This window comes from Acidimicrobiia bacterium (assembly GCA_036271555.1).
GTDB lineage: Bacteria > Actinomycetota > Acidimicrobiia > IMCC26256 > PALSA-610 > DATBAK01.
Window position 1 is genome coordinate 21,664 of sequence record DATBAK010000085.1, and the last position, 23,283, is coordinate 44,946.

General features: G+C 69.3%; 25 protein-coding genes and 1 tRNA gene. 15 read left to right on the top strand and 11 right to left on the bottom strand.

Translation table 11 applies throughout. The annotated features are described in order from the left end of the window. Positions 1 to 23 precede the first annotated feature (23 nt). Both VH914_19470 and trxA read left to right on the top strand, forming a co-directional pair. Positions 24 to 965, top strand: a complete 942-nt coding sequence (locus VH914_19470; GenBank protein HEX4493393.1) for a putative Ig domain-containing protein — start codon at positions 24 to 26, stop codon at positions 963 to 965. Positions 966 to 1,049: 84 nt separating this feature from the next. Next, on the top strand, positions 1,050 to 2,045 hold the full coding sequence (gene trxA / locus VH914_19475; GenBank protein ID HEX4493394.1) for a thioredoxin: 996 nt from the start codon (positions 1,050 to 1,052) through the stop codon (positions 2,043 to 2,045). A 39-nt stretch (positions 2,046 to 2,084) separates the two neighbouring features. On the opposite strand, the gene VH914_19480 is transcribed toward trxA, so the two are convergent. Continuing rightward, positions 2,085 to 3,437, bottom strand: coding sequence for a hypothetical protein (locus tag VH914_19480; protein HEX4493395.1), 1,353 nt, complete (start codon positions 3,435 to 3,437; stop codon positions 2,085 to 2,087). A gap of 63 nt (positions 3,438 to 3,500) precedes the next feature. Between VH914_19480 and soxR the strand changes: the two genes are divergently transcribed. Next, positions 3,501 to 3,959 carry a redox-sensitive transcriptional activator SoxR gene (gene soxR / locus VH914_19485; GenBank protein ID HEX4493396.1) on the top strand — a complete coding sequence of 153 codons (459 nt, stop codon included), beginning with the start codon at positions 3,501 to 3,503 and terminating at the stop codon, positions 3,957 to 3,959. Between the two features lie 129 nt (positions 3,960 to 4,088). On the opposite strand, the gene selD is transcribed toward soxR, so the two are convergent. From selD to VH914_19500, 3 genes are all read right to left on the bottom strand, one after another. Next, positions 4,089 to 5,165 carry a selenide, water dikinase SelD gene (gene selD / locus VH914_19490; GenBank protein ID HEX4493397.1) on the bottom strand — a complete coding sequence of 359 codons (1,077 nt, stop codon included), beginning with the start codon at positions 5,163 to 5,165 and terminating at the stop codon, positions 4,089 to 4,091. Positions 5,166 to 5,213: 48 nt separating this feature from the next. Beyond that, complete coding sequence (locus tag VH914_19495; protein HEX4493398.1) at positions 5,214 to 6,362, bottom strand: NlpC/P60 family protein; 1,149 nt, start codon at positions 6,360 to 6,362, stop codon at positions 5,214 to 5,216. 215 nt (positions 6,363 to 6,577) lie between these two features. Next, a complete protein-coding gene (locus VH914_19500; GenBank protein ID HEX4493399.1) occupies positions 6,578 to 7,063 on the bottom strand; it encodes a hypothetical protein in 486 nt (161 codons plus the stop codon). Positions 7,064 to 7,203: 140 nt separating this feature from the next. Between VH914_19500 and VH914_19505 the strand changes: the two genes are divergently transcribed. Then, positions 7,204 to 7,887, top strand: coding sequence for a dienelactone hydrolase family protein (locus tag VH914_19505; protein HEX4493400.1), 684 nt, complete (start codon positions 7,204 to 7,206; stop codon positions 7,885 to 7,887). Between the two features lie 99 nt (positions 7,888 to 7,986). Here VH914_19505 and VH914_19510 read toward each other — a convergent pair whose 3' ends face one another. Further along, the gene (locus VH914_19510) at positions 7,987 to 8,829 is read right to left on the bottom strand and encodes an MBL fold metallo-hydrolase (protein HEX4493401.1); all 843 of its coding nucleotides are present in this window, start codon (positions 8,827 to 8,829) and stop codon (positions 7,987 to 7,989) included. Between the two features lie 60 nt (positions 8,830 to 8,889). Here VH914_19510 and VH914_19515 point away from each other — a divergent pair, with 60 nt between their 5' ends. Further along, positions 8,890 to 9,828, top strand: coding sequence for a CoA ester lyase (locus VH914_19515; GenBank protein ID HEX4493402.1), 939 nt, complete (start codon positions 8,890 to 8,892; stop codon positions 9,826 to 9,828). Between the two features lie 9 nt (positions 9,829 to 9,837). After that, on the top strand, positions 9,838 to 10,923 hold the full coding sequence (solA, locus tag VH914_19520) for an N-methyl-L-tryptophan oxidase (GenBank protein ID HEX4493403.1): 1,086 nt from the start codon (positions 9,838 to 9,840) through the stop codon (positions 10,921 to 10,923). A gap of 54 nt (positions 10,924 to 10,977) precedes the next feature. Here the strand turns inward: solA and VH914_19525 are convergent, their stop codons facing one another. Continuing rightward, positions 10,978 to 12,621, bottom strand: a complete 1,644-nt coding sequence (locus VH914_19525) for an acyl-CoA dehydrogenase family protein (GenBank protein ID HEX4493404.1) — start codon at positions 12,619 to 12,621, stop codon at positions 10,978 to 10,980. A 50-nt stretch (positions 12,622 to 12,671) separates the two neighbouring features. Continuing rightward, positions 12,672 to 13,811, bottom strand: a complete 1,140-nt coding sequence (locus VH914_19530; protein HEX4493405.1) for a DUF459 domain-containing protein — start codon at positions 13,809 to 13,811, stop codon at positions 12,672 to 12,674. Between the two features lie 148 nt (positions 13,812 to 13,959). On the opposite strand from VH914_19530, the gene VH914_19535 reads away from it, so the two are divergent. Genes VH914_19535 through VH914_19545 form a run of 3 tightly spaced genes read left to right on the top strand, consistent with a single transcriptional unit; the run spans position 13,960 to position 16,034 of the window. After that, the gene (locus VH914_19535; GenBank protein HEX4493406.1) at positions 13,960 to 15,111 is read left to right on the top strand and encodes an acyl-CoA dehydrogenase family protein; all 1,152 of its coding nucleotides are present in this window, start codon (positions 13,960 to 13,962) and stop codon (positions 15,109 to 15,111) included. Next, positions 15,108 to 15,620, top strand: coding sequence for a MaoC family dehydratase (locus tag VH914_19540; GenBank protein HEX4493407.1), 513 nt, complete (start codon positions 15,108 to 15,110; stop codon positions 15,618 to 15,620). The genes VH914_19535 and VH914_19540 overlap by 4 nt, the downstream gene beginning before the upstream one ends. Next, positions 15,621 to 16,034 (top strand): HIT family protein, encoded by a 414-nt coding sequence (locus tag VH914_19545; GenBank protein HEX4493408.1) that lies wholly within the window; start codon positions 15,621 to 15,623, stop codon positions 16,032 to 16,034. Here the strand turns inward: VH914_19545 and VH914_19550 are convergent. The 4 genes from VH914_19550 to VH914_19565 all read right to left on the bottom strand — a co-directional run bounded on the left by VH914_19550 (position 16,031) and on the right by VH914_19565 (position 19,074). Further along, positions 16,031 to 17,068 carry a right-handed parallel beta-helix repeat-containing protein gene (locus tag VH914_19550; GenBank protein HEX4493409.1) on the bottom strand — a complete coding sequence of 346 codons (1,038 nt, stop codon included), beginning with the start codon at positions 17,066 to 17,068 and terminating at the stop codon, positions 16,031 to 16,033. The genes VH914_19545 and VH914_19550 overlap by 4 nt on opposite strands. Positions 17,069 to 17,226: 158 nt before the next feature. Beyond that, entirely contained in the window at positions 17,227 to 17,859 is a 633-nt protein-coding gene (locus VH914_19555) for a hypothetical protein (GenBank protein HEX4493410.1), read from the bottom strand. Positions 17,860 to 18,060: 201 nt separating this feature from the next. Beyond that, positions 18,061 to 18,957, bottom strand: coding sequence for an IS1595 family transposase (locus tag VH914_19560; protein ID HEX4493411.1), 897 nt, complete (start codon positions 18,955 to 18,957; stop codon positions 18,061 to 18,063). 47 nt (positions 18,958 to 19,004) lie between these two features. After that, positions 19,005 to 19,074 (bottom strand) — tRNA-Ile (locus VH914_19565). Positions 19,075 to 19,197: 123 nt separating this feature from the next. On the opposite strand from VH914_19565, the gene VH914_19570 reads away from it, so the two are divergent. The 6 genes from VH914_19570 to VH914_19595 all read left to right on the top strand — a co-directional run bounded on the left by VH914_19570 (position 19,198) and on the right by VH914_19595 (position 23,264). Continuing rightward, the gene (locus VH914_19570) at positions 19,198 to 19,989 is read left to right on the top strand and encodes a hypothetical protein (protein ID HEX4493412.1); all 792 of its coding nucleotides are present in this window, start codon (positions 19,198 to 19,200) and stop codon (positions 19,987 to 19,989) included. Continuing rightward, complete coding sequence (locus VH914_19575) at positions 19,986 to 20,273, top strand: hypothetical protein (GenBank protein ID HEX4493413.1); 288 nt, start codon at positions 19,986 to 19,988, stop codon at positions 20,271 to 20,273. The genes VH914_19570 and VH914_19575 overlap by 4 nt, the downstream gene beginning before the upstream one ends. A gap of 72 nt (positions 20,274 to 20,345) precedes the next feature. Further along, entirely contained in the window at positions 20,346 to 20,873 is a 528-nt protein-coding gene (locus tag VH914_19580; GenBank protein HEX4493414.1) for a hypothetical protein, read from the top strand. Between the two features lie 114 nt (positions 20,874 to 20,987). Further along, positions 20,988 to 21,470, top strand: a complete 483-nt coding sequence (locus tag VH914_19585; GenBank protein ID HEX4493415.1) for a MarR family transcriptional regulator — start codon at positions 20,988 to 20,990, stop codon at positions 21,468 to 21,470. Further along, positions 21,457 to 22,410, top strand: a complete 954-nt coding sequence (locus tag VH914_19590; protein HEX4493416.1) for an ATP-binding cassette domain-containing protein — start codon at positions 21,457 to 21,459, stop codon at positions 22,408 to 22,410. Before VH914_19585 ends, VH914_19590 begins: the two co-directional genes overlap by 14 nt. After that, entirely contained in the window at positions 22,407 to 23,264 is an 858-nt protein-coding gene (locus tag VH914_19595) for an ABC transporter permease (GenBank protein ID HEX4493417.1), read from the top strand. Before VH914_19590 ends, VH914_19595 begins: the two co-directional genes overlap by 4 nt. Positions 23,265 to 23,283: the final 19 nt, after the last annotated feature.

Sequence of the window (23,283 nt, forward strand, 5' to 3'; positions counted from 1 at the left end):
AGAGGAGTGGGGACGTGCGTGCGATGCGCAAGCCTTTCGTGCTCGTGAGCGCGGCTGTCGCGATGGCCACCGGAATGTTGCTGCCGATGGCGGCGAGCTCGGCGGCGACGGCCCCGCCTCCGCCGACGAACCTGCAGGTCACGGTTCCGCATCCGCGGCACTCGTGCACGGGTGACCGCGACACGTTGCGCTGGGATGCCCCCGCCGACACCGGCGGCGATCCGGTCACCGGGTACCACGTGCACTGGTTCGTCAACGGCATGACCGACCCGCCGTTCAGCCGCACGCTCGACCTTCCGGCCGCTCCCACGAGCCTGCCCTTCGACGCGCAGGTCGGCAACAACCAATTCGAGATCTCGACCGTCACCGCGGCGGGCACGTCGGCGCCCGCGACCGTGCAGGTCGACGTCGCGCAACGCCCGGGCCCGCAGTCGTTCAGCAACGCCTACATCGAAGATCAGGTGCACCAGCACGCGATCAAGGTGGCGGTCGCGTGGTCCGTGATGACGAAGCCGCCGTTGGAGACCGGCCACATCAAGGTCGCCATCACGCTCGTCGGCGGACCGACCGAGAGCGGATCGCGCGCGACGTTCCGTCACCTCGTCGCGCACACGCAGTATCAGTTCGACGCGGTGACCGCCAACGAGTGCGGCTCGGCGATCGACCACGGACCGGTCATCGCGACCGGGTGGGTGCCGAACTTCAAGCATGCCGACCCTCCGCTCACCGCGTCGGTCGGCGCGCACTACGGCTATCACTTCCACGCCGCCGGCGATCCCGCGCCCACGTACTCGCTCGACACCGCGCCGAGTTGGCTCACGATCGATCCCGGCACCGGCGCGCTGAGCGGTACCCCACCCACCGGGACCACCTCGTTCACGTACTCGGTGCGCGCCGCGAACTCGGCCGGCCTGTTCGGTGCCGCGAGCGACGACGCCGGACCGTTCACGGTCTCGGTCGACTGACCGGCGCGGCGCCCGCCGCCCCGTGATTTCGGGCCCATCGCGAGCCGGTAGCGTGAGCGGGAGGTCGTTCCAGGAGGCTCGCGCATGTCGCTCGTGACCAATGTGATCGCCGGTTCGGGCGCCCGGCGGGTGCTGTTGCTGATCCACGGCTACGGCGCCGACGAGCGCGACCTCGGTGGGCTCCTCACGTATCTCGACCCGGACGGCGAGTTCGTCGCGGTCATGCCGCGCGGCCCGCTGGCGGCGCCGGGCGCGCCCGGCTTCTCCTGGTACGACATGTCGGCGCCGCCGAACGCGGCCGCGTTCGACGATGTGCTCGACTCGCTCGACGAGCTGCTCGATGCAAGCTGCGCGGAGCACGACTTCGCGCGTTCGGAGGCGATCGTCGGCGGTTTCTCCCAGGGCGGCGGGCTCGCGATCGCGCTCGCGCTGCGCGCGGGCGCGTCTGCGCATCCTGCGGGTGCGCTCGCGATGAGCCCGTTGCTCCCCGCGCTCGACGGGTTGGAGATCGACGACGCCGCAGCCGCGTCGACCCCCGTGTTCGTCGCGCACGGCACGCACGACCCGATGATCCCCGTGAAGCAGTCGCGCGCGCTCGCGCGCGCGCTGCGGGGCGCCGCTGTACCCGTCGTGTTCCGCGAGTACCCGATGGAGCATCAGGTCGCGCTCGAGGAGCTGCGCGACGCGCGCACGTGGATGGAGGGTGTCGCGGCGGGGGAGCGGCCCGACGAGCCGGTTCCCGACGACCCGGTCGAGGCGGTGCCGTCGGTCACGACCGCCACGTTCCCGCGCGAGGTGCTCGAGTCGTCGCAGCCCGTGATCGTCGACTTCTGGGCGCCGTGGTGCGGACCGTGCCGGCAGGTGTCGCCGATCGTCGAGCAGATCGCGCGTATGCGCGACGGCTCCTACAAGGTCGTGAAGGTCAACATCGACGAGGAGCCCGCGCTCGCGCAGCAGTACGACGTGCAGAGCATCCCGCTGATCGGGCTGTTCCGGAACGGCCGGCTCGAGCGCTCGTCGCTCGGCCTGAAGTCCCGTCAGCAGCTCGAAGCCGAGCTCGGCATGCTCGTCATTCCGTGACCGCCGGTCGCGTTCGCTCCGCTCGCCGCTGCTGACGCGTCAGCCGCCGACCGAGGTCGCGCCGCTCGCTCCGCTCGCGCGCTGATGCGGGACCCGTTGCCACCCGCCGAAAAAGCCGTCGTCGGATTGCCGCGCCCACCAGGCCGACAGGTAGGCGGCCGCGGCGAGGTAGAGGCGGCGCGCCGCGGGCTCGTCGGCCGCGGCATCGAGGCACGCGTGCGTGTACTTCACGAGGTGTGCGTCGTGGTGCACCGCGGCGCGCGTGACGAGCTCGCTCGTGATCGCCGCCCGCGCGTCCTCCGACGAATGCCACACGTACGCAGCGGCTTGCGAGGGCCCGGTCTCGATCGCGTCGGCGAGCGTGCGCGTCGACGGGCGCGGCGGTCGCCACTCGGGATCGAGGGTCACGGCACCGAGCCCGGCGCGGAAGCCCGCGACGAACGTGCCCGCGACCGCGACGGCCGTGCGCGCCGCGACGGCACCGCCCGCGAGTCCCATCACGGCCTGCGCCATCGTGAGGCAGTGGGTCCACCCGTAGGGCGCGTAGGTCGACGGTTCTTGCAGCATCGACCACGCGGCGACGCGCGCGATGTCGCGCCGCGCCCACGCGACGTCGATCGGCGAGTCGACCGCGTGGGTGAGCAGCGACGCGGCGACGCCGGCTTCCTCGACCTGGTGCATGAGCGGGTAGATGAAGTCGTTCCCGGGCAGGCCGAGCGACGGCGTCTGCACGAGCGCGTCGAGCAAGGCGGGTCTGTCACTCGCGGCTTCCGTCGCGTCGTGCCACGTGATGCGCCAGTCGGGGTGGCGCGCGATCTCGCGGGCCGGGCCCCGCACGACCTCGACGGTCACGCCGCTCGCGAGCGCGACGCGCGGGAAGTGATGCAGGAGGATCGGCGCGTGCCCCGCCGCGCCGAGCGCCGGCGTCAGCGCCTCGCCGAGCAGGCGCCCGAGGTCGTGCGGTTTCGCCTGCACGCCGAGCTGGGTTGCGAACCGGTCGACCGCATCGAGGTCGCCCGCGCCGATCGCGGCGACGAGATCGGCGGCGAGCGTGGCGAGCGGGCGCACCGAGATCGACGCCGGGTCGGCGACGGGTTCGCCCGCGGCCTCGTACGCCGCGCCCAACTGCACGATGCGGGCACGCGCCTGCTCGCGTGCGCCGGGCGCGACGTGCGGCAGCAATGCGGCGCGCCCGATCAACTCGAGCGGCGCGTGCAGGACGAAGGAGTCCGCGGGTGCGGCGCGCGGCACGGCGAGCACGCGGCCGGCGGCGGCGACGAGCTGGTGGTCGTCCCATTCCGCGATCCCGCGGTCGCGGTACTCGCGGTGCACGGCGTCGGGTGTGATTCCCGATAGGTCGGCGGCCGTGGTCACAGTCTGCGGCGTCGGCATGGGTCGCACCCTAAATGCTCAAGCTCACTTGAGGTCAAGGCCTCGCGGCCGTAGGGTCACGAGATGACCTCCGACGAGCTCTCCATCGGCGAGGTCGCCGACCGCACCGGTGTCGCGGTCTCGGCGATCCGCTTCTACGAGCAGGAGGCGCTGATCGCCGCACGCCGCAGCGACGGCGGTCAGCGCCGGTTCCACCGCGACGTGCTGCGGCGCATCGCCTTCGTGCGGGTCGCGCAGCGCGTCGGGCTCACGCTCGACGAGATCCGGGCCGCGCTCGACCAGCTTCCTGCGGGCCGCACGCCGACGAAGTCCGACTGGGCGCGGCTCTCGCGTGCCTGGCGGCCGCAGCTCGACGAGCAGATCGCGGTGTTACAGCGACTGCGCGACGACCTCGACTCGTGCATCGGCTGCGGCTGCCTCTCGCTCAAGGAGTGCGCGCTCTACAACCGCGACGACGCGGCCGCGGCGCTCGGCACCGGCCCGCGCTATCTCCTCGGCAACACCCCCGACGACATCGGTTGACGAGTTGGTCCGCACCGCCGACGCGCTCCTCGACCGCGCTCGCCGCGCGCGCCACCTTGCGACCTTCCGTATCCCTTCAGGGCACTCACGGTCGCAAAGTGCGGGCCGCGCGGTCGGTTGGGAGAGCGCTCAACGGACGCAGATCGTGCCCGCGTGCGCCGCGGTCGTGTGCCCGATGATCGCGGCGGCCGGCGTCGCGCGTGCGCGCAGCGCGGCGACGAGCGCGTCGGCGCGCTCGGGTGCGACCGACAGCAGCAACCCGCCCGACGTCTGCGCGTCGGCCAGCAGGTACTGCTCGTCGAGCGACAGTGCACCCCAGTCGACCGCGTCGTCGACGAACGCGTGGTTGCGTTGCGTTCCCCCCGCGACCATGCCGGCGGCGAGGAGCTCGCGCACGCCGTCGATCACCGGCACCGCCGTCGCATCGATCTCGGCGCCGACGCCCGACCCGCGCACGAGCTCGAGCAGGTGACCGGCGAGACCGAAGCCGGTCACGTCGGTGGCCGCGTGCACGCCGACCTCGAGCGCGGCGTCGCGCGCGCCGGCGTTCAACGTCGTCATCACCGTGATCGCATCGCGGAGATGGGCTTCGGTTGCGCCGTCGCGCTTCAGCGCGGTCGCGAGCACGCCGAGTCCGATCGGCTTCGTGAGCACGAGCGCGTCGCCGGCGCGCGCGGCGCGGTTCGTGAGGATCGCGTCCGGATGGACGGTGCCGACGACCGCGAGCCCGTACTTCGGTTCCGCGTCGTCGATCGAATGGCCCCCCGCGATCACGCAACCGGCGTCGGTTGCCGCGGTCGCGCCGCCGTCGAGCACGCGCGCGAGCAACGCGAAGTCGAGACCCTCACGCGGCCACGCGACGAGGTTGAGCGCGAGTGTCGGTGTGCCGCCCATCGCGTAGACGTCGGAGAGCGCGTTCGTCGCGGCGATGCGGCCCCATTCGAACGGGTCGTCGACGATCGGCGTGAAGAAGTCGGTGGTGACGACGACCGCGAGGTCGTCGCGCAAGCGGTAGACGGCGGCGTCGTCTGCGGTCTCGAAGCCGACGAGCAGATCCGTGTCCGCGGCGGGCGGCGTGCGAACGAGACCGAGCACCGTGCGCAGGTCCGCGGGCGAGAGCTTGCAGCCGCAGCCCGCGCCGTGCGAGAAGCGCGTGAGGCGGACCGGTGCCGGCGGGCGTGCCGGCGAACGTTCGGTCGCGGTCATCGGGCCGAGCCTACGGCGCGCCGAAGCGAACCTCGCTCGCGCTCGACGTCAGGGACGTGCGGCGCCGGTGTAATCGTCGCGGTAGATGCTCGAGTACTTCACGAACGCACCGGTATGCGGTGCCTCGACCATCGTGCCCCTGCCCACGTACATGCCGACGTGGTGGATCGGACTCCCGAAGAACACCAGGTCGCCCGGCGCCAGTTGGCTGATCGGCACGTGCGGGAACTCGGTGTACTGACCGGCCGACGAGTGGACCATCGACACGCCGGCGTGGGCCCAGGCGTACATCACGAGCCCGGAGCAGTCGAACTCCGAAGGTCCCGCGGCGGCGTAGCGGTACGGCTTGCCGACCTGGGCTTCGGCGACCGACACCGCGGTGGCGGCCCGGCCGCTCGGCGGCGGCAGGTTCGTCGGCGGCGCCTCGTAGTGCCCGGACGAACCGCCGGACGACCGCTCGCGCTGGAGCTCGGCCTCGTGCTCGAGCCGGGCGCGTGCCGCGGCCCGTGCCGCCGCGGCCTCGGCTTCCTGCTGCTGCTTGACGAGCGTGCCGATCTGACCCTTCACCTGCGTGAGCAGGTTCTGTGCCTTCGAGTTCGCCGACTGGATCGCGTCACGCGTGCTCGAGAGTCGATGACTCGCGGTCGCCGCCTTGTCGCGCGCTTCGGTGAGCGACTTCTGCTTCGAGTTGAACTGCGCGGTCGCGGTGCGCAGGCTCGAGAGCAACGTGCTGTCGTGCGAAGCCGCGGCGGCGGTGTAGGTCGTGCGCGAGGCGACCTGCTGCGCGTTCTTCGCGTCGAGCTGCGGGAAGAGCGTTCCGGAACGCGAGCTCATGTAGAGGTCGGCGGCGCGCGAGCGCACTTGGTCACGCAGGTGATCGGTGTGCCGCTGCGCGGTCTTCAAGCTCGCCTTCGCCGTAGCGATCTGCTTGTTCAGCTGCGCGACCTTCAACACCGACGCGTTGTACTGCTCGTCGAGCACGTCGATGCGGTTGTTGTTCGCGTCGATCTCGTTCGCGAGGTGCGACGCTTCGGCGCGCTTCTGATCGAGCGGGCTGGTCGCGAACGCACTGTTCGCGAACGGCGCGATCATGCCGCCGAGAAGCGCGACCGCGAGAAGCACACTGAGCCGACCGAGGCCCCGAGGGCGCTTGCGGGCGGCGACGTTGTGGCGGATTGCCGGTTCCGTTCGCAACATCTTCCTCAATAATAGACACGGGCCTCAGTGGCTGCGCAACCGCAGTCCTTCGGCCCGTTGGCGGAACCTAGCAGTTGTCGGCACGAACATCGAGAACTGAAGGGCCGATCGCGAGAAGTTCGCCTCTGACCTGGGGCGCCGCGCATTCGAACATCATGTGTGTCCAGATGAGCGCGCGTTCATCACGCAACGCCGCGTCGACGATATTGCGAAGCTCAAGCGCTCAGCGCCCAACCCGGAGTTGGACGCGGATTACCGGCAGCCGCGATCTGCGGGCTCGTCCAGTGCTCTTTCTTCGCGAGCGCGTCGGCGACGCGTTGCCACTCGCTCGGACTCCAACCTTGCGCGACGTTCACGAGTGACGTGTCCTGTCGCAGATGCACGAACGCGGGAAGTCGTTCGAGTGCGAGTGACGACGCGAGCGCGCCGTCGGGGTCGCAGAACGTGAGCCAACGATCGGCCGCGTCACCGAGGATGCGGCGCGCGATCGATTCGTTCGCCGACACGCACACCGTCGTGCGCACATCCGAATCGCCGAAGGTCGCGTAGATGCGATCGATGACCGGCACCCACGCGGCGGCTTCGGGTCGTGGCGGCAGCAGCACGATCGCGAGGTTGAACACGGTCGCCCAGTCGTCGAGCGTGCGCGTGACACCGGCGATGCTCGTCAGCTGGAGCGAGGGATCGGGATTGTTCGCCACGGGCGGAGAAACTACCTGGAGGCGAGCGCGGTCATCGGTTCCGACCAGAACCGGCGGGTCGCTGTGCGGGCCGCCGGCACCGGCTACGTGAGGCGTCGATGGGGGCGAAGCTTGCGAGCCCGACCGGTAATCTCCGATTCATGGGCCAGATGATCGATTTCCGGAGCAACGGCGGCACCGCGCAGGGTTACCTCGCGATCCCGGAGTCGGGTTCCGGCCCCGGGGTCGTCATCATCCAGGAGTGGTGGGGCCTGAACGACCAGATCCGCGAGACGTGCGACTCGTGGGCGGCCGATGGCTTCGTCACCCTCGCACCCGACCTGTACCACGGCGTCGTCACGAAGGAACCGGACGAGGCCGGCAAGATCCTCATGGGTCTGAATCTCGAGCAGGCCGCGAAGGACATGGTCGGTGCGGTCGACGTGCTTGCCGCGCACGACGCGGTGTCGAGTGACGGTGTCGCGGTGATGGGCTTCTGCGCGGGCGGCGCGCTCGCGCTGTGGCTCGCGACGCTGCGTCCGGAGAAGGTGCGCGCGTGCGCGCCGTACTACGGGATCATCGGCTTTCCTGCGACGACTCCCGAATGGTCGAAGCTGGCGGGTCCGGTGCAAGGCCACTACGCGGAGAACGACGACTACGCGTCACCCGACGCGGTCGCGCAGTTCGCCGACGAGTTGCGCGCGCTCGGCAAGCAGGTCGAGATCTTCACGTATCCCGGTACGGAGCACGCGTTCACGAACCACCAGCGTCCCGAGGTCTACGCGCCCGAAGCGACGCAGCAGGCGTACGCCCGCACGAAGGCGTTCTTCAGAGCGAATCTCTAGCGCGGGCCCCGCCACGGCGGGCAAGCCGCTCTGCGGCGCCGCCCGACTCGAAACCTGAGGCGTCAGGAGCGGCGGGCACAGCGAGCGCGACCATCAGGCTCAGAGCAGCCCTATTGCCTTGAGCATCGCGGGCGGCATGACGTCCTCGCCGCGCGCGAGCAGTGCGGCGCGCTGCACGTTGATCGCGTCGCGATCGCGCTCGAGCCAGTCGTCCCACGGGCCCGGCGGGATCGCGTTCTCGTCGCCCTTCGCCGCGACGCACGCGCGCAGATAACCCTGGAGCGCGCGCAGTTCGGGCTCGCCGCCGATCGGACCGTGCCCGGGCACGATCGTCGTCGCCAGCCCGACGACCGCGTCGAGCACGTCGGCCCACGCGCGCGGATCACCTTGGAAGGCGAGGGGCGTCACACCGAAGAAGCAGAGGTCGCCCGCGAAGAGCACGTCGGCGTCTTCGACGAGCACGAGCAGATCGCCTGCCGTGTGACCCGACGCGGGGATCACCTCGACGCGCGCACTGAGTCGCGCGGCATCGGTCACGAGGTGCGTCACCTGACGCGTGCCGAGCTCGTCGAGGTCGTCGAACTCGTCGGTGAACGCGGGCATGAACGACTTGTACGCGTCGATCGGCATCGCGCCCTCGAGCAGCTGGCTCGTCTGCAGCGAACCCAACACCTTCGGTGTCGGGAACGCGCGCGTGCCGCCGACGTGGTCGACGTGCGCGTGCGTGAGCACGAGGCGCGAGATCGGCCGCTGCAGCGCCTGCACGGCGGCCGCGAACGGCTCCCACTGCGAGCGCACCATCATCGTGTCGATGACGGTGACGCCGTCGTCGTCGATGACGACGCCGGCGTTGCTGACGCCGGATTCTCCGCCGGGCTGGAGCCACACGAGCACCCCGTCGGCGATCTCGTGCAGCGTGTTCGTCGGGGTCGCAGCGGCCACGTTCGCACCGTACCCGTCCCGGGTTGGAGTGAGACGGGCACGACCCGTACCCTTCCGCCCATGTCGGAGCGCACCCGCAACCTGCCCCGCCGTACGTGCCACGCCACGCCCGGCTCGAACGAGAAGATGCTCGGCAAGGCGCCCGGTCTCGGCGCCGACCAGGTCTTCCTCGATCTCGAGGACAGCGTCTCGCCGCTCGAGAAGGAAGCCGCGCGCGCCAAGGTCGTCCGTGCGATCAACGAGCAGGAGTGGGGCGAGACCGTGCTCTGCGTGCGCGTGAACGCGTGGGATACGGAGTGGACGTACCGCGACGTCGTGACCGTGTGCGAAGAAGCGTCGGAGCGACTCGACGAGATCATGCTGCCGAAGGTGCAGTGCGCGGCCGAGGTGCAGGCGCTCGACATGCTGCTCACGCAGATCGAGCGCGTCACCGGACGGCAGAGCCGCATCGGCATCGAGGCGCAGATCGAGACCGCGCAGGGCCTCATCAACGTCGAGGAGATCTGCGCCGCGAGCGACCGACTCGAGACGATCATCTTCGGTCCCGCCGACTTCGCGGCGTCGACGGAGATGCCGGTCCTCACGGGCGGCGTGCAGATCCCCGAGTACCCGGGCGACCACTTCCACTACGTGTTCTCGAAGATCCTCATGGCCGGGCGCGCGAACGGTCTCCAGGTGATCGACGGTCCGTACCTCAAGATCCGTGATCTCGACGGTCTGCGCGACTACGCCATGCGCACGCGCATCCTCGGTTACGACGGCAAGTGGTCGTTGCACCCCGACCAGGTCGGCGTCATCAACGACGTGTACACGCCGACGCAGGAGCAGTTCGACCACGCGTTCGATCTCCTCGAGGCGTACGAGAAGGCGACGACCGAGGGCGAGCGCCGCGGCGCGGTGATGTTCGGCGACGAGATGATCGACGAGGCCAGCCGCAAGATGGCCACGAAGTTCGTGGGTCGCGGCGAGCGGGCCGGGATGGCGCGCAGCGCGTCGTGAGGTGACGCGGTGACGCGCACCGACGTCGTCGTCATCGGCGCCGGCGTGATGGGATCGGCGGCGGCCTGGCGGCTCGCCGCTCGCGGCCGGTCGGTCGTCGTGCTCGAGCAGTTCGAACGGGGCCACACACGCGGAAGCTCGCACGGTGGCTCGCGCATCTTTCGCTACGCGTATCCCGACGCGGAGTACGTCGCGCTGGCGCGGCGCGCGCGACCGCTCTGGTCCCAGCTCGAGTCGGAAACGGGCGCGCGCGTCATCGACGTCACCGGTGGCGTCGACCACGGCGCGCCGGTCGCGGTCGACGCGATTGCCGACGCGCTCGCGGGCGCGGGTTTGCCGTTCGAACGCTGGCGCGCCGACGAAGCCGCCGAGCGATTCCCCAGGCTTCGCTTCGACGGCGACGTCTGCTTCCAGCCGGACGCGGGCCGCTGCCGCGCCGCGGACGCGCTCGCCGCGTTCGCGGGCGCCGCGCTCGCGCATGGCGTCGAGTGGCGTGAGCACGAACGCGTCGTCGCGATCGAACCGCACGCCGACGGTGCGCGCGTGCAGACCGAGTCGGCCACGTTCGACGCGGCCGGTGTCGTCGTCGCCGCGGGCGCGTGGGCCGGCGGGCTGGTGGGCCTCGCGCCGCTGCGGGTCACGCGCGAGCACTACGTGCACCTCCCGCCGCGCGATGGCACCACGACGTGGCCGTCGTTCATCCACTACCGCGAGCCGTTCGCGGCGTACGGGCTCGAGACGCCGGGTGAAGGCATCAAGCTCGGCGAGCATCACTCGGGTCCGCCGCTCGCGACGCCCGACGCCGCCGACGAGCCCGCGTTCGCCGCGAACGCGACGCGCCGCTTGCTCGAATACGCGCGCGACTGGATCCCGGGCGTCGAGCCGCGCGCGGTCTCCGAGGCGACCTGCCTCTACACGTCGACGGCGAACGAGGACTTCGTGCTCGACCGGGTCGGGCCCGTCATCGTCTGTTCACCGTGCTCCGGGCACGGCTTCAAGTTCGCGCCGCTCGTCGGCGAGATCGTCGCCGACCTCGTCGACGGCCGCGCCGCCCCCGCCCGCTTCCGCCTCGGCACCCGCACTCTCGGTCTCTAGTGGTACTGCGTTGTCGGCGTATAGCCGAACAACGCAGTACCACCGAGCGCCGCGCTACGAGTGCGAGGCCAACGCCTGCTCGGCGAGGCGGCGCGCGATGACGCGCAGGCACAGCGTCTCGTCGGCGCCCTCGAAGATCGACAGCACACGCGCGTCGACGTAGTAGCGCGACACCGGGAACTCCTCCGCGTAGCCCATGCCGCCGTGGATCTGCATCGCCTCGCGCGTCACCCACTCCGCGGCGCGGCACACGTACGCCTTCACCATCGACGCCTCGAGCGTTCCCTCGCCGTTCGCCATCTGCCGCGCGACCGCGTACGCAAACTGACGACCACCCTGGATCAGCGCGGCCATGCGCGCGAGCTTCACCTTCGTGAGCTCGTAGTCGAACACCGCGCGACCGAACACCTTGCGTTCCTGCGCGTACGCGATGCCCGCCTCGAACGCGGCCTGCATGAGTCCCACCGCGCGCGCCGCGGTCTGCAGACGGCCGTTCTCGAAGCCGGCCATCTGGAGGTAGAAGCCGCGGCCCCGACCCTCCTCGCCGCCGACGAGGTTCTCGGCGGGCACGAACCAGTCCGAGAACGACACCTCGAACGAATGCATGCCGCGGTAGCCGATCGTGTCGATCGCGCGGCCGTCGAGCACGCCGCCGTGCGGCTGCTCGAACCGGAAGCTGTGACCCGCGACCGGCTCCTTCTCGACGACGAACACCGACAGCCCGCGATGGCCCTTGCTGCGGTCGGGGTCGGTGCGCGCGAGCAGCATGATGACGTTCGCGCGGCCGGCGAATGTCGCCCACGTCTTCACGCCGTTGATGTGCCAACCGCCGTCGACCGGCGTTGCGGTGACCGACACGCCCGCCACATCGGAGCCGTAGTCGGGCTCGGTCACCATGATCCCGGCCATCAGCTCGCCCGTCGCGACGCGCGGCAACCAACGCCGCTTCTGCTCTTCCGTGCCGCCGGTCACGAGCGCGCGCGTGAGGATCTCCGGTCGCGTGATGAGCGAGCCGCCGATGCCGAGCGACCCGCGCGACAGCTCCTCGGTCGACACGACCATGCCGAGGTAGTCGCTCTCGCCGCCCGACGCGAACCCGTCGTACTCCTCCGGGACCGACAGGCCGAACCCGCCGAGCTCGGCGAGTCCGGTGATGAGCTCTTCGGGGACGTCGCCGTTCGTGCGGTGCACGTGCTCGGCGACCGGACGGATGCGGTCGTCGGCGAAGCGGCGGAAGGTCTCGGCGACGAGCTCGAAGTCGTCCGACAGGTGTCCCGGTCCGGTGCCGTGCTGAGCGGTCGCGTCGCCGAGCTCCGCGAGGAACGACGGCGCGCGGTGCGCTTCGACGAACGGCATCGCGCCCGCCAACGCGTCGAGCCCGCTGCCCCAGACCGATTCGCGTCCGACGAGACGCGCCGCGATGTCGCTCACCGCGTCGGCCACGTACGCGCGCGCGAGCATCGACTCGAGCTCGCCGTGCTGCGCGTACTCGAGCATCACGCGGCTGCCCTCGGTTGCCGCCGCGGCGTGCGCGAGGTCGTACGCCAGCACCTGGTGCTGGTCGAGCCGGTCCACCGAGATGCGCGTGCCGTCGGCGGCGAGCTCGGCGAGCCGGCCCGCGGCGCGCGCGACGACCCCGGCCGCGGCCTCGACCGCACCCTCGGCGTCACCCCGCGCGGAAGATGAGCTGTCGGTCATCGGCGCAGGCTAGCGAGGGGCCCGCGATGGCTTCACTTCGGCGCGCGCGGTCAGGTGTGCGTCGTCGTGGTCGAGGACCCGCCGTGTTTCGGAGCCGTCGTCGTCGTCGTGTGCTTCGGCGCGGTGGTGGTCGGCGCCGCGGTCGTCGCGGTCGGCTTCGTCGTCGTCGGTGCCGCGGTCGTCACGACCGTTGCCGCGGTCGTCGTCGTGGAGTGGTAGTGGTTCGTGAGGTGCACGCCGCCGATCGTGCCGCTCTTCGGTTCGATCGTGTACGGGATCGGCTCGCTGCGCTCTGCCTGCGTCGTCAGGTTCCAGTGCGAGTCGAGCAGCGCGTAGACCTTCTGCGCGAGGAACTGCGCGCCCGCGACCGTGAAGTGCACGCCGTCGCCGGTGCGCATGCGCACGCGCTCACCGCTCGCGTCGTTCACGTACGCGGAGTACTCGCCGTTCACGGAAAACAGGCTGTACGCGTCGACGTAGACGATGCTCGGTCGCTTCGCCGCTTCCTCGCGCATCACGCGGTCGACCTCGGAGGCGCCATGGTCGTACTTCGTTCCGAGCGTCGGTGAGCCGATCCAGAACACGGTGCGATGGGTCGCGCCGACGAGGAGGTCCATCATCGTGTCGAGCTTCGCCCGGTACTTCGCCTCCCACGCGGGTTGTCCGCTCGCGTCCTTCGCGGTACCGACGATCGGTGCGTCGTTCGCGCCGACCATGAACACGAGCGACTCGGGCTGGTACTGCGCGTTCTCGTCGGTGAAGTTGGCGGGCCAGTCGCGTATCGCGTTGCTCGCGAGGCCGCTCGAGACCTTGTAGTCGACGTGCGCGCTCACGACGCCGGTGTTCGTGAGCATCGGGCCGAGCTGGTAACCGAGGTCGCCGGCGAGCGAGTCGCCGCCGACCCAGAGCCGCAGCGGCGCGGCGTGGCTCAACGGTCGCGCCGGATGGCTCGTCTTCAGCTGCGCGAGCGCATTGCTCGCGCTCGGTGCCGTCGGGAGCGGTTTCGTCTTGCCGCTCGCGAGCGACGGGCCGTGACCGCCGACGCGCCACGTGTCGGTCGCGATGAGCGCGACGAGCAGCACGACCGCGAGCGTCACCAGCGTGCCCACGGTGTTGGCGCGCTTCTGCCGGCGCGTGCGGCGCTGTCGCTCGCGGAAGCGTCGCGAGGTTGGTTGCGGTTCGTCGACCATCACGTTCCCGATGCATTGCGCGACGACGCGCGGGTGCGGAGGGCGGTTCGGGCGGAAGATTTCAGAGGGTAGCCGCGCCGTCCGGCGCCCAAGTAGCGAGCCTGTGAACGGTCGACCATCATGCGGGGACACACGTTCGGGGGAGCCGATGATCACCACCGATCAAGAGACGCGTGACGCGCTTGTCGACACCGTGCGCCGCTTCATCGCTCGCGACGTCATGCCCGTCGCGTCACAGATGGAGCACGCCGACGAATACCCCGAGGCGATCGTCGAGACGATGAAGCAGCTCGGACTGTTCGGCCTGACGATCCCCGAGCAGTACGGCGGGCTCGGTCTCGACCTCCTCACGTACATCGGCGCCGTCGAAGAGCTCTCGTACGGATGGATGTCGCTCTCGGGTGTCGTGAACACGCACACGATCGCGGCGAGCATCATCAGCGGGCACGGCACCGAGGAGCAGAAGCAACGGTGGTTGCCGCGCATGGCGACCGGTGAGCTGCGCGGCTGCCTGTCGCTCTCCGAGTCCGACGCGGGGAGCGACACGCGCAACGTGTCGTGCAAAGCCGTGCGCGACGGCGACGAGTACGTGATCACGGGCACGAAGATGTGGGTCACGAACGGCGAGCGTGCGGGCATCGTCGCGCTCGCGGCGCGCACCGACGAGGGCATCAGCTGCTTCGTCGTCGAGAAGGAGCCCGGCGCGCGCTTCGGTGGCATCACCGTGAGTCGCGACATCGGCAAGCTCGGCTACCGCGGCATCGAGACGGTCGAGATGGTCTACGACGGTCATCGCGTGCCTGCCGACGCGCTGCTCGGCGACCCCGGCCGCGGACTGTCCTACATCCTCGGTGCCCTCGAGGTCGGTCGCATCAACATCGCGGCCCGTGCCGTCGGCCTCGCCCGCGCCGCGTTCGACGCGTCGCTGCAGTACGCGCAGGAGCGCGTCACGATGGGCAAGCCGATCGCGCAGCACCAGGCGATCCAGATGAAGCTCGCCGACATGGCGACGAAGCTCGAAGCTGCGCGGCTGCTGACGCGCCGCGCCGCGGAACGGCGGCAGGCCGGCGAGCGCGCCGACGTCGAGGCGGGCATGGCGAAGCTGTTCGCGAGCGAGACCGCGTTCGAGATCGCGACCGAGGCGATGCGCATCCACGGCGGCGTCGGCTACACGACCGAGCTCCCGATCGAGCGCTACTACCGCGACGCACCGCTCATGCTGATCGGCGAGGGCACGAACGAGATCCAGCGCATCGTCATCGCGCGCGGACTGCTGGCCAGAGGAGACACGAGCTCATGACGATCTACGAGCGGCCGTTCGGCCGGTACTACGAGGACTTCGAGCCCGGCGACGTGTACAAGCACTGGCCGGGCAAGACGATCACCGAGGCCGACGACCACCTCTTCTGCATGATCACGATGAACCACCATCCGCTGCACACCGACGCGTGGTTCGCGGAGACGCAGACGCAGTTCGGCAAGAACGTCGTCGTCGGGAACCTCGTCTACTCGCTCGTGCTCGGCATGAGCGTTCCCGACGTCAGCGGCGCGTGCATCGCGAACCTCGAAGTCGAGACATTGCAGCACAAGCGCCCGACGTTCCATGGCGACACCATCTACGCGGAGACGCGCGTGCTCGAGCGCGTCGAGTCGTCGAGCAAGCCCGACCGCGGCATCGTCTCCGTCGAGACGTTCGGCTTCAACCAGCGGGGCGAAGAGGTCTGCTACTTCCGCCGCAAGCTCATGGTCTACAAGCGCGACGCCGCGCCGCCGAGGCAGCGTCCGTACACGAACGACGAGCGCGCCTGAGTGAGTGACTGCCTCTTCTGCCGGATCATCGCCGGCGAGGCGGAAGCGCAGGTCGTGGCGAGCTCGGAGATCGCGGTGTCGTTCCTCGACCACCGTCCGGTGTTCAAGGGGCACACGCTCGTCGTGCCGCGCGCGCACGTCGTCACGCTGAACGACCTGCCCGCCGAACGCGTCGGTCCGTACTTCCTCGAGGTGCGGCGCATCACCGCCGCGGTCGTCGCGGGCGTGGAGGCCGATGGCAGCTTCGTCGCGATGAACAACGTCGTGAGCCAGTCGGTCCCACACCTCCACACCCACGTCGTGCCCCGCCGGCGCAAGGACGGACTGCGGGGCTTCTTCTGGCCGCGGACCAAGTACGCCGACGGCGAGGCCGCGGAGTACGCGGCCCGCATCGTCGCCGCGCTCCCCGTTTAGATCTTCGGGACGGTGCTCGTCACCTTGCCCGGGTTCTGGTTGCCGACCGCGGTGTTGTCGCCCAGGGAGATGATCCGTCCGAACGACGGCTTCGCGGTGACCGCGAGTCCTTTTGCGTTGTCGCGAATCGTGTTCGCGCTCAGGTAGACCGTCGCGTTGCCGGACGCGCCCGGCACGCCTCGGCCCGACAGCACGCCGGTCGCGTCCTGACCGATCTGATTGCCGGTCGCAGTGATCACGCAAGAACCGGTCGACTGCGTGACGCACGCGAGCCCTTGCGCGTCGCCGTTCACGTTGCTGCCGTCGATGGTGACATCGGAGTAGTCGGCGGCGAGCACTCCGGCCGCCGCGTTCGCCTCGATCGTCGAGTCCTTCACGCTGACGGTCGCGACCGCGGTCGACGATGCTCCGGTCGCGTTCACGCCGTTCGCGCCGTTCCTACGAATCGTCGAGCGCTCGATGACGACCTGGCCGCCGGCCGTCGGCGCGACGTGCACGCCGTCGCCGGTGAAGCCTTCGATCACCGAGTCCTCGATGTAGAGCGCCTTGCCGGAGATGAAGTTGATGCCGTGCAGACCGATGCCGAAGCCCTCGAGGTCGACGTGGCGCAGGACGACGACGTCGTTCGCCGGCGCGGCGATGTCGATGCCGTCGATCCCGCTCACGGTGTTCTGCAGCACGATCTGGTTCGCGCCACCGTCGATGTCGATGCCGCCGTTGATCGTGAACGGCGACAGGTACGAGTTGCTGTTGCCGTAGCTGCCGGGATCGATGGTGGTGATCTCGCCGTCGGGTTGCGCGGTCTTGGCGAACGCCCCCTGGACGGTCTTGCAGGGCGCGGTGCGGCTGCACGGGTTGGCATCGTCGCCGAAGCCCGAGAGCCACGTCACGTGGACCGCGCCGTCGCCGTTGTCGGCCGCGGTCGCCGAATGGGCGAGCGCGAGACCGATCGCCGCGAGCGGCACGAACAGGATCGCGACGAGCGCCGGAACGGCCCACCGTTGCTTCCACTGCCGCATCTGAACCCTGTGCATGGCTGCCCCCTCGTGCCGGCCCACCGATCTCCGTCGACTCTGACGGCGAGCGGTTACAGCGACGCATCAGCCGCCGGCGACTTGCGGAACTTGCGGCACCGACTTACTTGCCTCACCAGGCTACGAGCGGGATGTAGCTGACGATGCCTGACGTCAGTTCAGATTTCAGCCGCGAATATTCCGGTGAGCCCGAGAGGAAGGGCCTGGGCGGAGGGGGTCATCGCGGTCCGCGTTATGCGGATGAGATCCTCACGACCGACGCGCTGTCGCGGCGGCCAGGCGACGGTGCCGTCATGCTCTGGGTAGACGCGGGCGAGCGTGTCGAGGTGCTCTGCCGGGTGTGTCGCAATCTCGTCAGTTACGACGCGCTGATGCAGCACGAACATCGCAAGTTCGCTGAAGTAGAACATCGGGCTGCTCCAGTCGTACTCAAGCAGCGTCCGATCTGGCAGGTCCGCTGGCGCAAGGTGTCGTACGTGCTGCTCCGCCCATGGCATCTGCGCCACCCAGATGTACGTACCAGGCGGGGGCGGCTGCATGCCTCGCGGTTGACCGCCCTCGCGGAGCCACTGCCAGAGGAACTGTGGGATCGGGAACTGCGCCGCGTGCGCGCGCAGGATCGAAGTCTTCAGGACCCAGCGCCCAACGGTTACCTGTTGCGCCGGGGTGAGGAACATGAGGCCGAGATCTGTCGGCTGGCACCGGATCATCGGCTTCATGAAGGCTGACGCCGCTTCCTCGAACTTCTTACCGAGCCGGCTGTTGCATGGCTTGCAGATGTGCAACAGCACGTTGAGCCCCTCAGGGCGCGGTCCGGTTGTACGACCGTTCCAGGTGTTCACGACGTCGAACTCGGGAACCTGACAGACGGCCCACCATGGAATCACGTGCTCGGGTCGCAGCCACGCCTCCTGACCGCAGAGCGGGCACGTTCCCCACACGGGCGGCCCAGGTTTAGGTCGTCGACGCTGCCTCACGCGTTCGCAAATCTCTCACGTCTCCGTTAGCTGCGCCCAGGTGAGACGACGACCAACTGACTGAGCGAGCGCCGTCTCGAACCGTTCCAGGTCGGTGCGCTCGCGCAGGTTGTACGCGAACGTGCGCTCGTCGACGTAGCGCGAGAGATGCTCGGGCGCGACCTGCACGTACGTGCCGTGGATGCTGCGCTTCAACAACGACCACAGATTCTCGACGCCGTTCGTGCTGATCGAACCGCGGACGTACTCACCCTTGCTGTGCGTGACCGTGGCGTGCTTGTAGCCGTCCCACCGGAGGTAGAAGTAGGCGCTGGCCTCGTCGGTGTAGACCTGCGCTCCGGGATCGACGTTGGTGGTCACGAACCGCATGAGCGTCTTGCTCGTCCGGTCCGGGACGACGCGAGCGCGGGCCTTGCCGCCGCGCTGACGGGCTCCGACGACGATCGTTTTGCCGGCGCCTCCGATACTCGAACCCTTCGGTGGCCGCTTCGACGCGTGCTTGTTATCGACCTTGCCGCCGATGAACGTCTCGTCTACTTCGATCGTGCCATCGAGCAGCTCGAACGTTCCGTCGCGCAGCGCCTCGCGGCAACGGTGGAGAAGGTGCCTTGCGGACTTTTGTGTGATGCCGAGAGCGCGGGCAACCTCGTGGCTGCTGACGCCGTTCTTCGAGTTCGCGATCAGCCACAGGCCCGGCAGCCATTTGTCGAGCCCGAGCGGCGACTGCTCGAAGATCGTGCCCTTCTTGACCGAAAACTGCTTCTTGCAGTCCTTCGCCTTGCACTTCCACACGCGACGGCTGGCGAGGTAGATGATCTCGGTGCCGCCGCAGGCGGGGCACACAGGGCCGTTCGGCCAGCGCAGCCGGGCCACGTACTCGATGCACACGTCCTCGTCCGAGAAGTACCGCACCGCTTCAATCAGGGTCCGGGGCTTGCGTGCCGACGTAGAATGGTCGGTGGAGACGACGGGGATCGAACCCGCTTGCCCTGGATGATTGGCCCGGGTGGCTTCCATTGCCTCGTCCCCTGTTTCACGGAGCCCCCGGGTGCAACCGGGGGCTTCTTCATCTTCAGTATACAGATGAGGAGATAAAAGTCAACTCCGCATCTGAGGTTGACTCGGCATCTCGGCGTCTGTAACTTAGCTGCCATGACGCAGACGTGGGAAGACCACAAGCCGCGCAAGGGCCGCAGCCCGAGCTACCCCGGCATCAACCTGGAAACGGCGATCAGCCGAGCCCAGAAGCTCTACGCCGAGGAAGGCCGGAACGCCGCGCCGATGGGCGCGATCACGGGGCATTGGGGCTACACCTCACCGAAGACGGGACCCGCCGCGGTGACGTACGCCGCGCTCAAGAAGTTTGGCTTGTTGGGCGAGAACGGCCGAGGCGACGAGCGCATGGGGAAGCTGACAGACCTGGCGCTCGACATCATCCTCAATCCGGACCAGTCGGCGCAGGCCCGCGCGATCCGTTCGGCTGCGCTGACGCCGCCGATTCACACCGAGCTTTGGGAGAAGCACAAGGAACACGGCCTGCCATCGGATGACTCGCTCCGGTACGAACTGGTACGCAACCGTGGATTCACCGAGAGTGGCGCAGCCGAGTTCATCCGCGAATTTCGGGACACAGTCTCCTTCGCTCAACTGACGCAAGCTGCTACGGTCGGGCCTGAAATCCCACCGAGCACTCCGCGCCTACCGGAGCAGAAGCCGCCATTGATGCCGCCCGCCACGCCGACTGTCGGCCGTTCGCTTCTCCTGCCGCTCCCTGGGGGCGGAAGCGCCACGATAGAGACCACGCGTCCCGTCACCGAGGCGGAGTGGACGATGCTCGAAACGGTGCTCTCGACCATGAAGGCGAGCTTCATCGGCACTCCGGATGCGGCCCCCGTCGACGTTGTCGATCGCGGCGCGCTCGATCCCGACGACGAGGACGAGTGACCGATCACGATCCCGGCTCAGACGATGAGCCCGACGACGAGAACCCCGAATTCGACGCCTTCGAGGAACTGACGAAGCGGCTCGTCGAAGCGAAGCCGCGGTCCGATGGTTGGGTCGTCGTGGTCGATTGGGCTCGGCTGGCCGAGGCAGACGTTCTGTGGCAAGCGTGGCAGGACGCACACCTAGCCGAGGCCACTGCGCTCGATCCCAAGACGGACATACGCAAGGACGTCGGCCGGTTCGAAGGCGGCGACCAATGCCGCTACCTCATCCGCCGAGCCTGATCCGCGGCTGGTGAGCGAAGTAAGTCGTTGCCGAACTTGCGGGCAGGAATGATGTAATGATGTAATGGCTGCATGACGAACGACAAGACGGTCCAGGGTTGGTTTGCCGGTCGGCTCCCCGACGGGTGGTTCACGGAGGCGCCGGAGGTGACGGTCGACCGGGACGAGATCCTGGTCATCGGCGACGTCACCGAGCCCGACTATCCCGACAGTGCCGACGACGCCAAGCGCGCGGCCCAGCTCGCCCGCATCCAGCGGTTCCGCGAGGAGACCCGGGAGCAGCGGATGCGCATCGCCGACGAAGCCGAGGCGCGTACCGGCCGCAAGGTCGCGTGGGGTGCGACGTGTGGTGCCGAGACGCACGTCTTCACGTCGCTGTCGATCCCGGTGATGACCCGGCTGCGGATGAGTGAGCGCCAGGTGCTCGACACGCTGGTCGGCGGCGGTGTCGCGCGGAGCCGGAGCGAGGCGCTCGCGTGGTGCGTACGGCTGGTCGGCGACCATCAGTCCGACTGGATCCAGCAGCTGCGCGACGCCCTCGTCGCCGTGCGGGCCGCCCGCGCCGACGGCCCGACCCCCTCCGGAGACGCCTCCAACTGATCGAGAAAAGTGACGCGCCCGCGTCACCTCGCTCGATCAGTTCCGTAGAACCCCAGGTGGGCGCCGAGCCGGTGTTTGTGCACGAACGATTCGTGTGCTAATAATTAGTCCCGCATGGGACAGCAGGCCCAAGCCGGCGAAGGCCGGCACGACGACCTCCGCATCGGGCGCGTGCTCGCCCTCGCGCAGAAGGCGGTCCACGAGGTCATCGACGAGCGCCTCGCCACGCACGGCGGCAGCCTCGCGACCTGGCTCGTGCTGCACCACGCGGTCGTCGAGCCCGACCTCGGTCAGTCGCGGCTCGCCGCGCGCCTCTACATCGAGGCGCCGACTCTCGTCCGCCACCTCGACAAGCTCGAGGCCGACGGTCTGCTCGAACGCCGTCGCGATCCCCGCGACCGGCGCGTGGCCCGCATCCGCGTCACCGAGGCCGGCATGCAGGCCGAAGCGCGCATGCGCGAGACGGTCGACGCACTGAACGCCGAGCTCGCGGCGCTGCTCGGCGCCGACAACGACGCCTTCCTGCGCGCGCTGGAGAAGATCCGCGCGCACGCCCTCGACTCCCTCGCGGAGAGGAAACGCGATGTCGCAAGCTGACGAAGTCATCCGCACGGAGCAGCTCACGAAGCGCTATCCCGGCGACATCCTCGCGGTCGACCACCTCGACCTCTCGGTACGCCGCGGCGAGATCTTCGGGCTGCTCGGTCCCAACGGCGCGGGCAAGACCACGACCGCGGGCATGCTCACGACGCGCGTGATCCCGACGAGCGGCGGCGCGTTCGTCGCCGGAATCGACGTCGTGAAGCATCCGGCGGTCGCCAAGCAGGTCATCGGCGTCGTGCCGCAGACGAACACGCTCGACCGCGCGCTCGACGTCTTCGAGAACCTCTACTTCCACGGCCGCTTCTTCGGCATGAACGCAAAGACCGCGCGCGCCGCCGCGACCGAGATGCTCGAACGCTTCCGCCTCTCCGACCGCGCGAAGGCTCCCGTGCTCGCGCTGTCGGGCGGCATGGCGCAGCGGCTCATGGTCGCCCGCGCGATCCTGCACCGCCCGTCGATCCTCTTTCTCGACGAGCCGACCGCGGGCCTCGATCCGCAGAGCCGCATCGCGCTCTGGGACATCCTCGGCGAGCTGCACCGCGACGGCCAGACGATCCTGCTCACGACGCACTACATGGAAGAGGCCGACCAACTCTGTGACCGGCTCGCGATCATCGACCACGGGAAGCTGCTCGCGCTCGACACGCCCGCGCGCCTCAAGCAGTCGGTCGGCGCCGACACGATCGTCACGGTGACCGCCGACGGCGATCTCGACGCGTTGACGACGTTGCTCGCGGACAAGATCGACGGCGTCACCCGCGCCGATCGCGTCGACGGCACCGTGCGGCTGAGCGTGAAGGGCGCGCACGGTGTGTTGCCCGCGGTGGTGACGACCGCGGAAGACGGCGGGTTCGTCGTCAGCGACCTCTCGGTCACGGAGCCCACGCTCGAAGCCGTGTTCATCAACCTCACTGGAAAGGACCTGCGCGAATGACCGCCATCGACACGCCGCTCGGCAACGTCGCGCCGCCGCGTAGCGCTCAGGCCGCGTCTTCGGTCGCGTTCCGCGCGCTGATGCTGCGCGACCTCACCGTGCTCTGCAAGAACCTCAAGGAGTTCATCCCGCGCACGTTGCTGCAGCCGTTCCTCCTGGTGTTCGTGTTCACGTACGTGTTCCCGCGCATCGGACAGGGCGTCGGTGGCTCCGGCGCGGCCGCGGCCGCGTTCTCGACCCGCCTCGTCGCGGGCGTGATCGCGCTGACGATCATCTTTCAAGGCATCCAGTCGGTCGCGCTGCCGCTCGTGCAGGAGTTCGGCTACACGAAGGAGATCGAGGACCGCGTGCTCGCGCCGCTCCCGATCTGGCTGGTCGCCGTGGGCAAGATCACGGCCGGCATGTTGAACGGTCTCTTCGCCGCGTGCCTCGTGTTCCCGATCGCGGCGATCGTGCCGGCGACACCGGTGCACCTGCACGTCAACTGGCTCGTGCTGCTCACGCTCACGCCGCTCGCGCTGCTCACCGCGGCCGCGCTCGGGTTGTCGTTCGGCACCCGCTTCGAGCCGCGGCAGGTGCCGATCCTCTTCGGCATCATCGTGCTGCCGCTCACGTTCCTCGGCGCGATCTACTACTCGTGGTCGACGCTCGGTCCGGTGAAGCTGTTCGGCTTCTCGTGGCTCAAGTGGCTCGTGCTCCTGAACCCGCTCGTGTACATCAGCGAGGGCTACCGGGCCGCGCTGACGCACGGTCCGCACATGTCGCTCTGGGCCGTATACGGCGCGCTGATCCTGTTCGCGAGCTTCCTCACGTGGCAGGGACTCGAGGGATTCCGCGCGCGCGTCGTCAGCTGAGTGCCCCGACCGCGCTCTG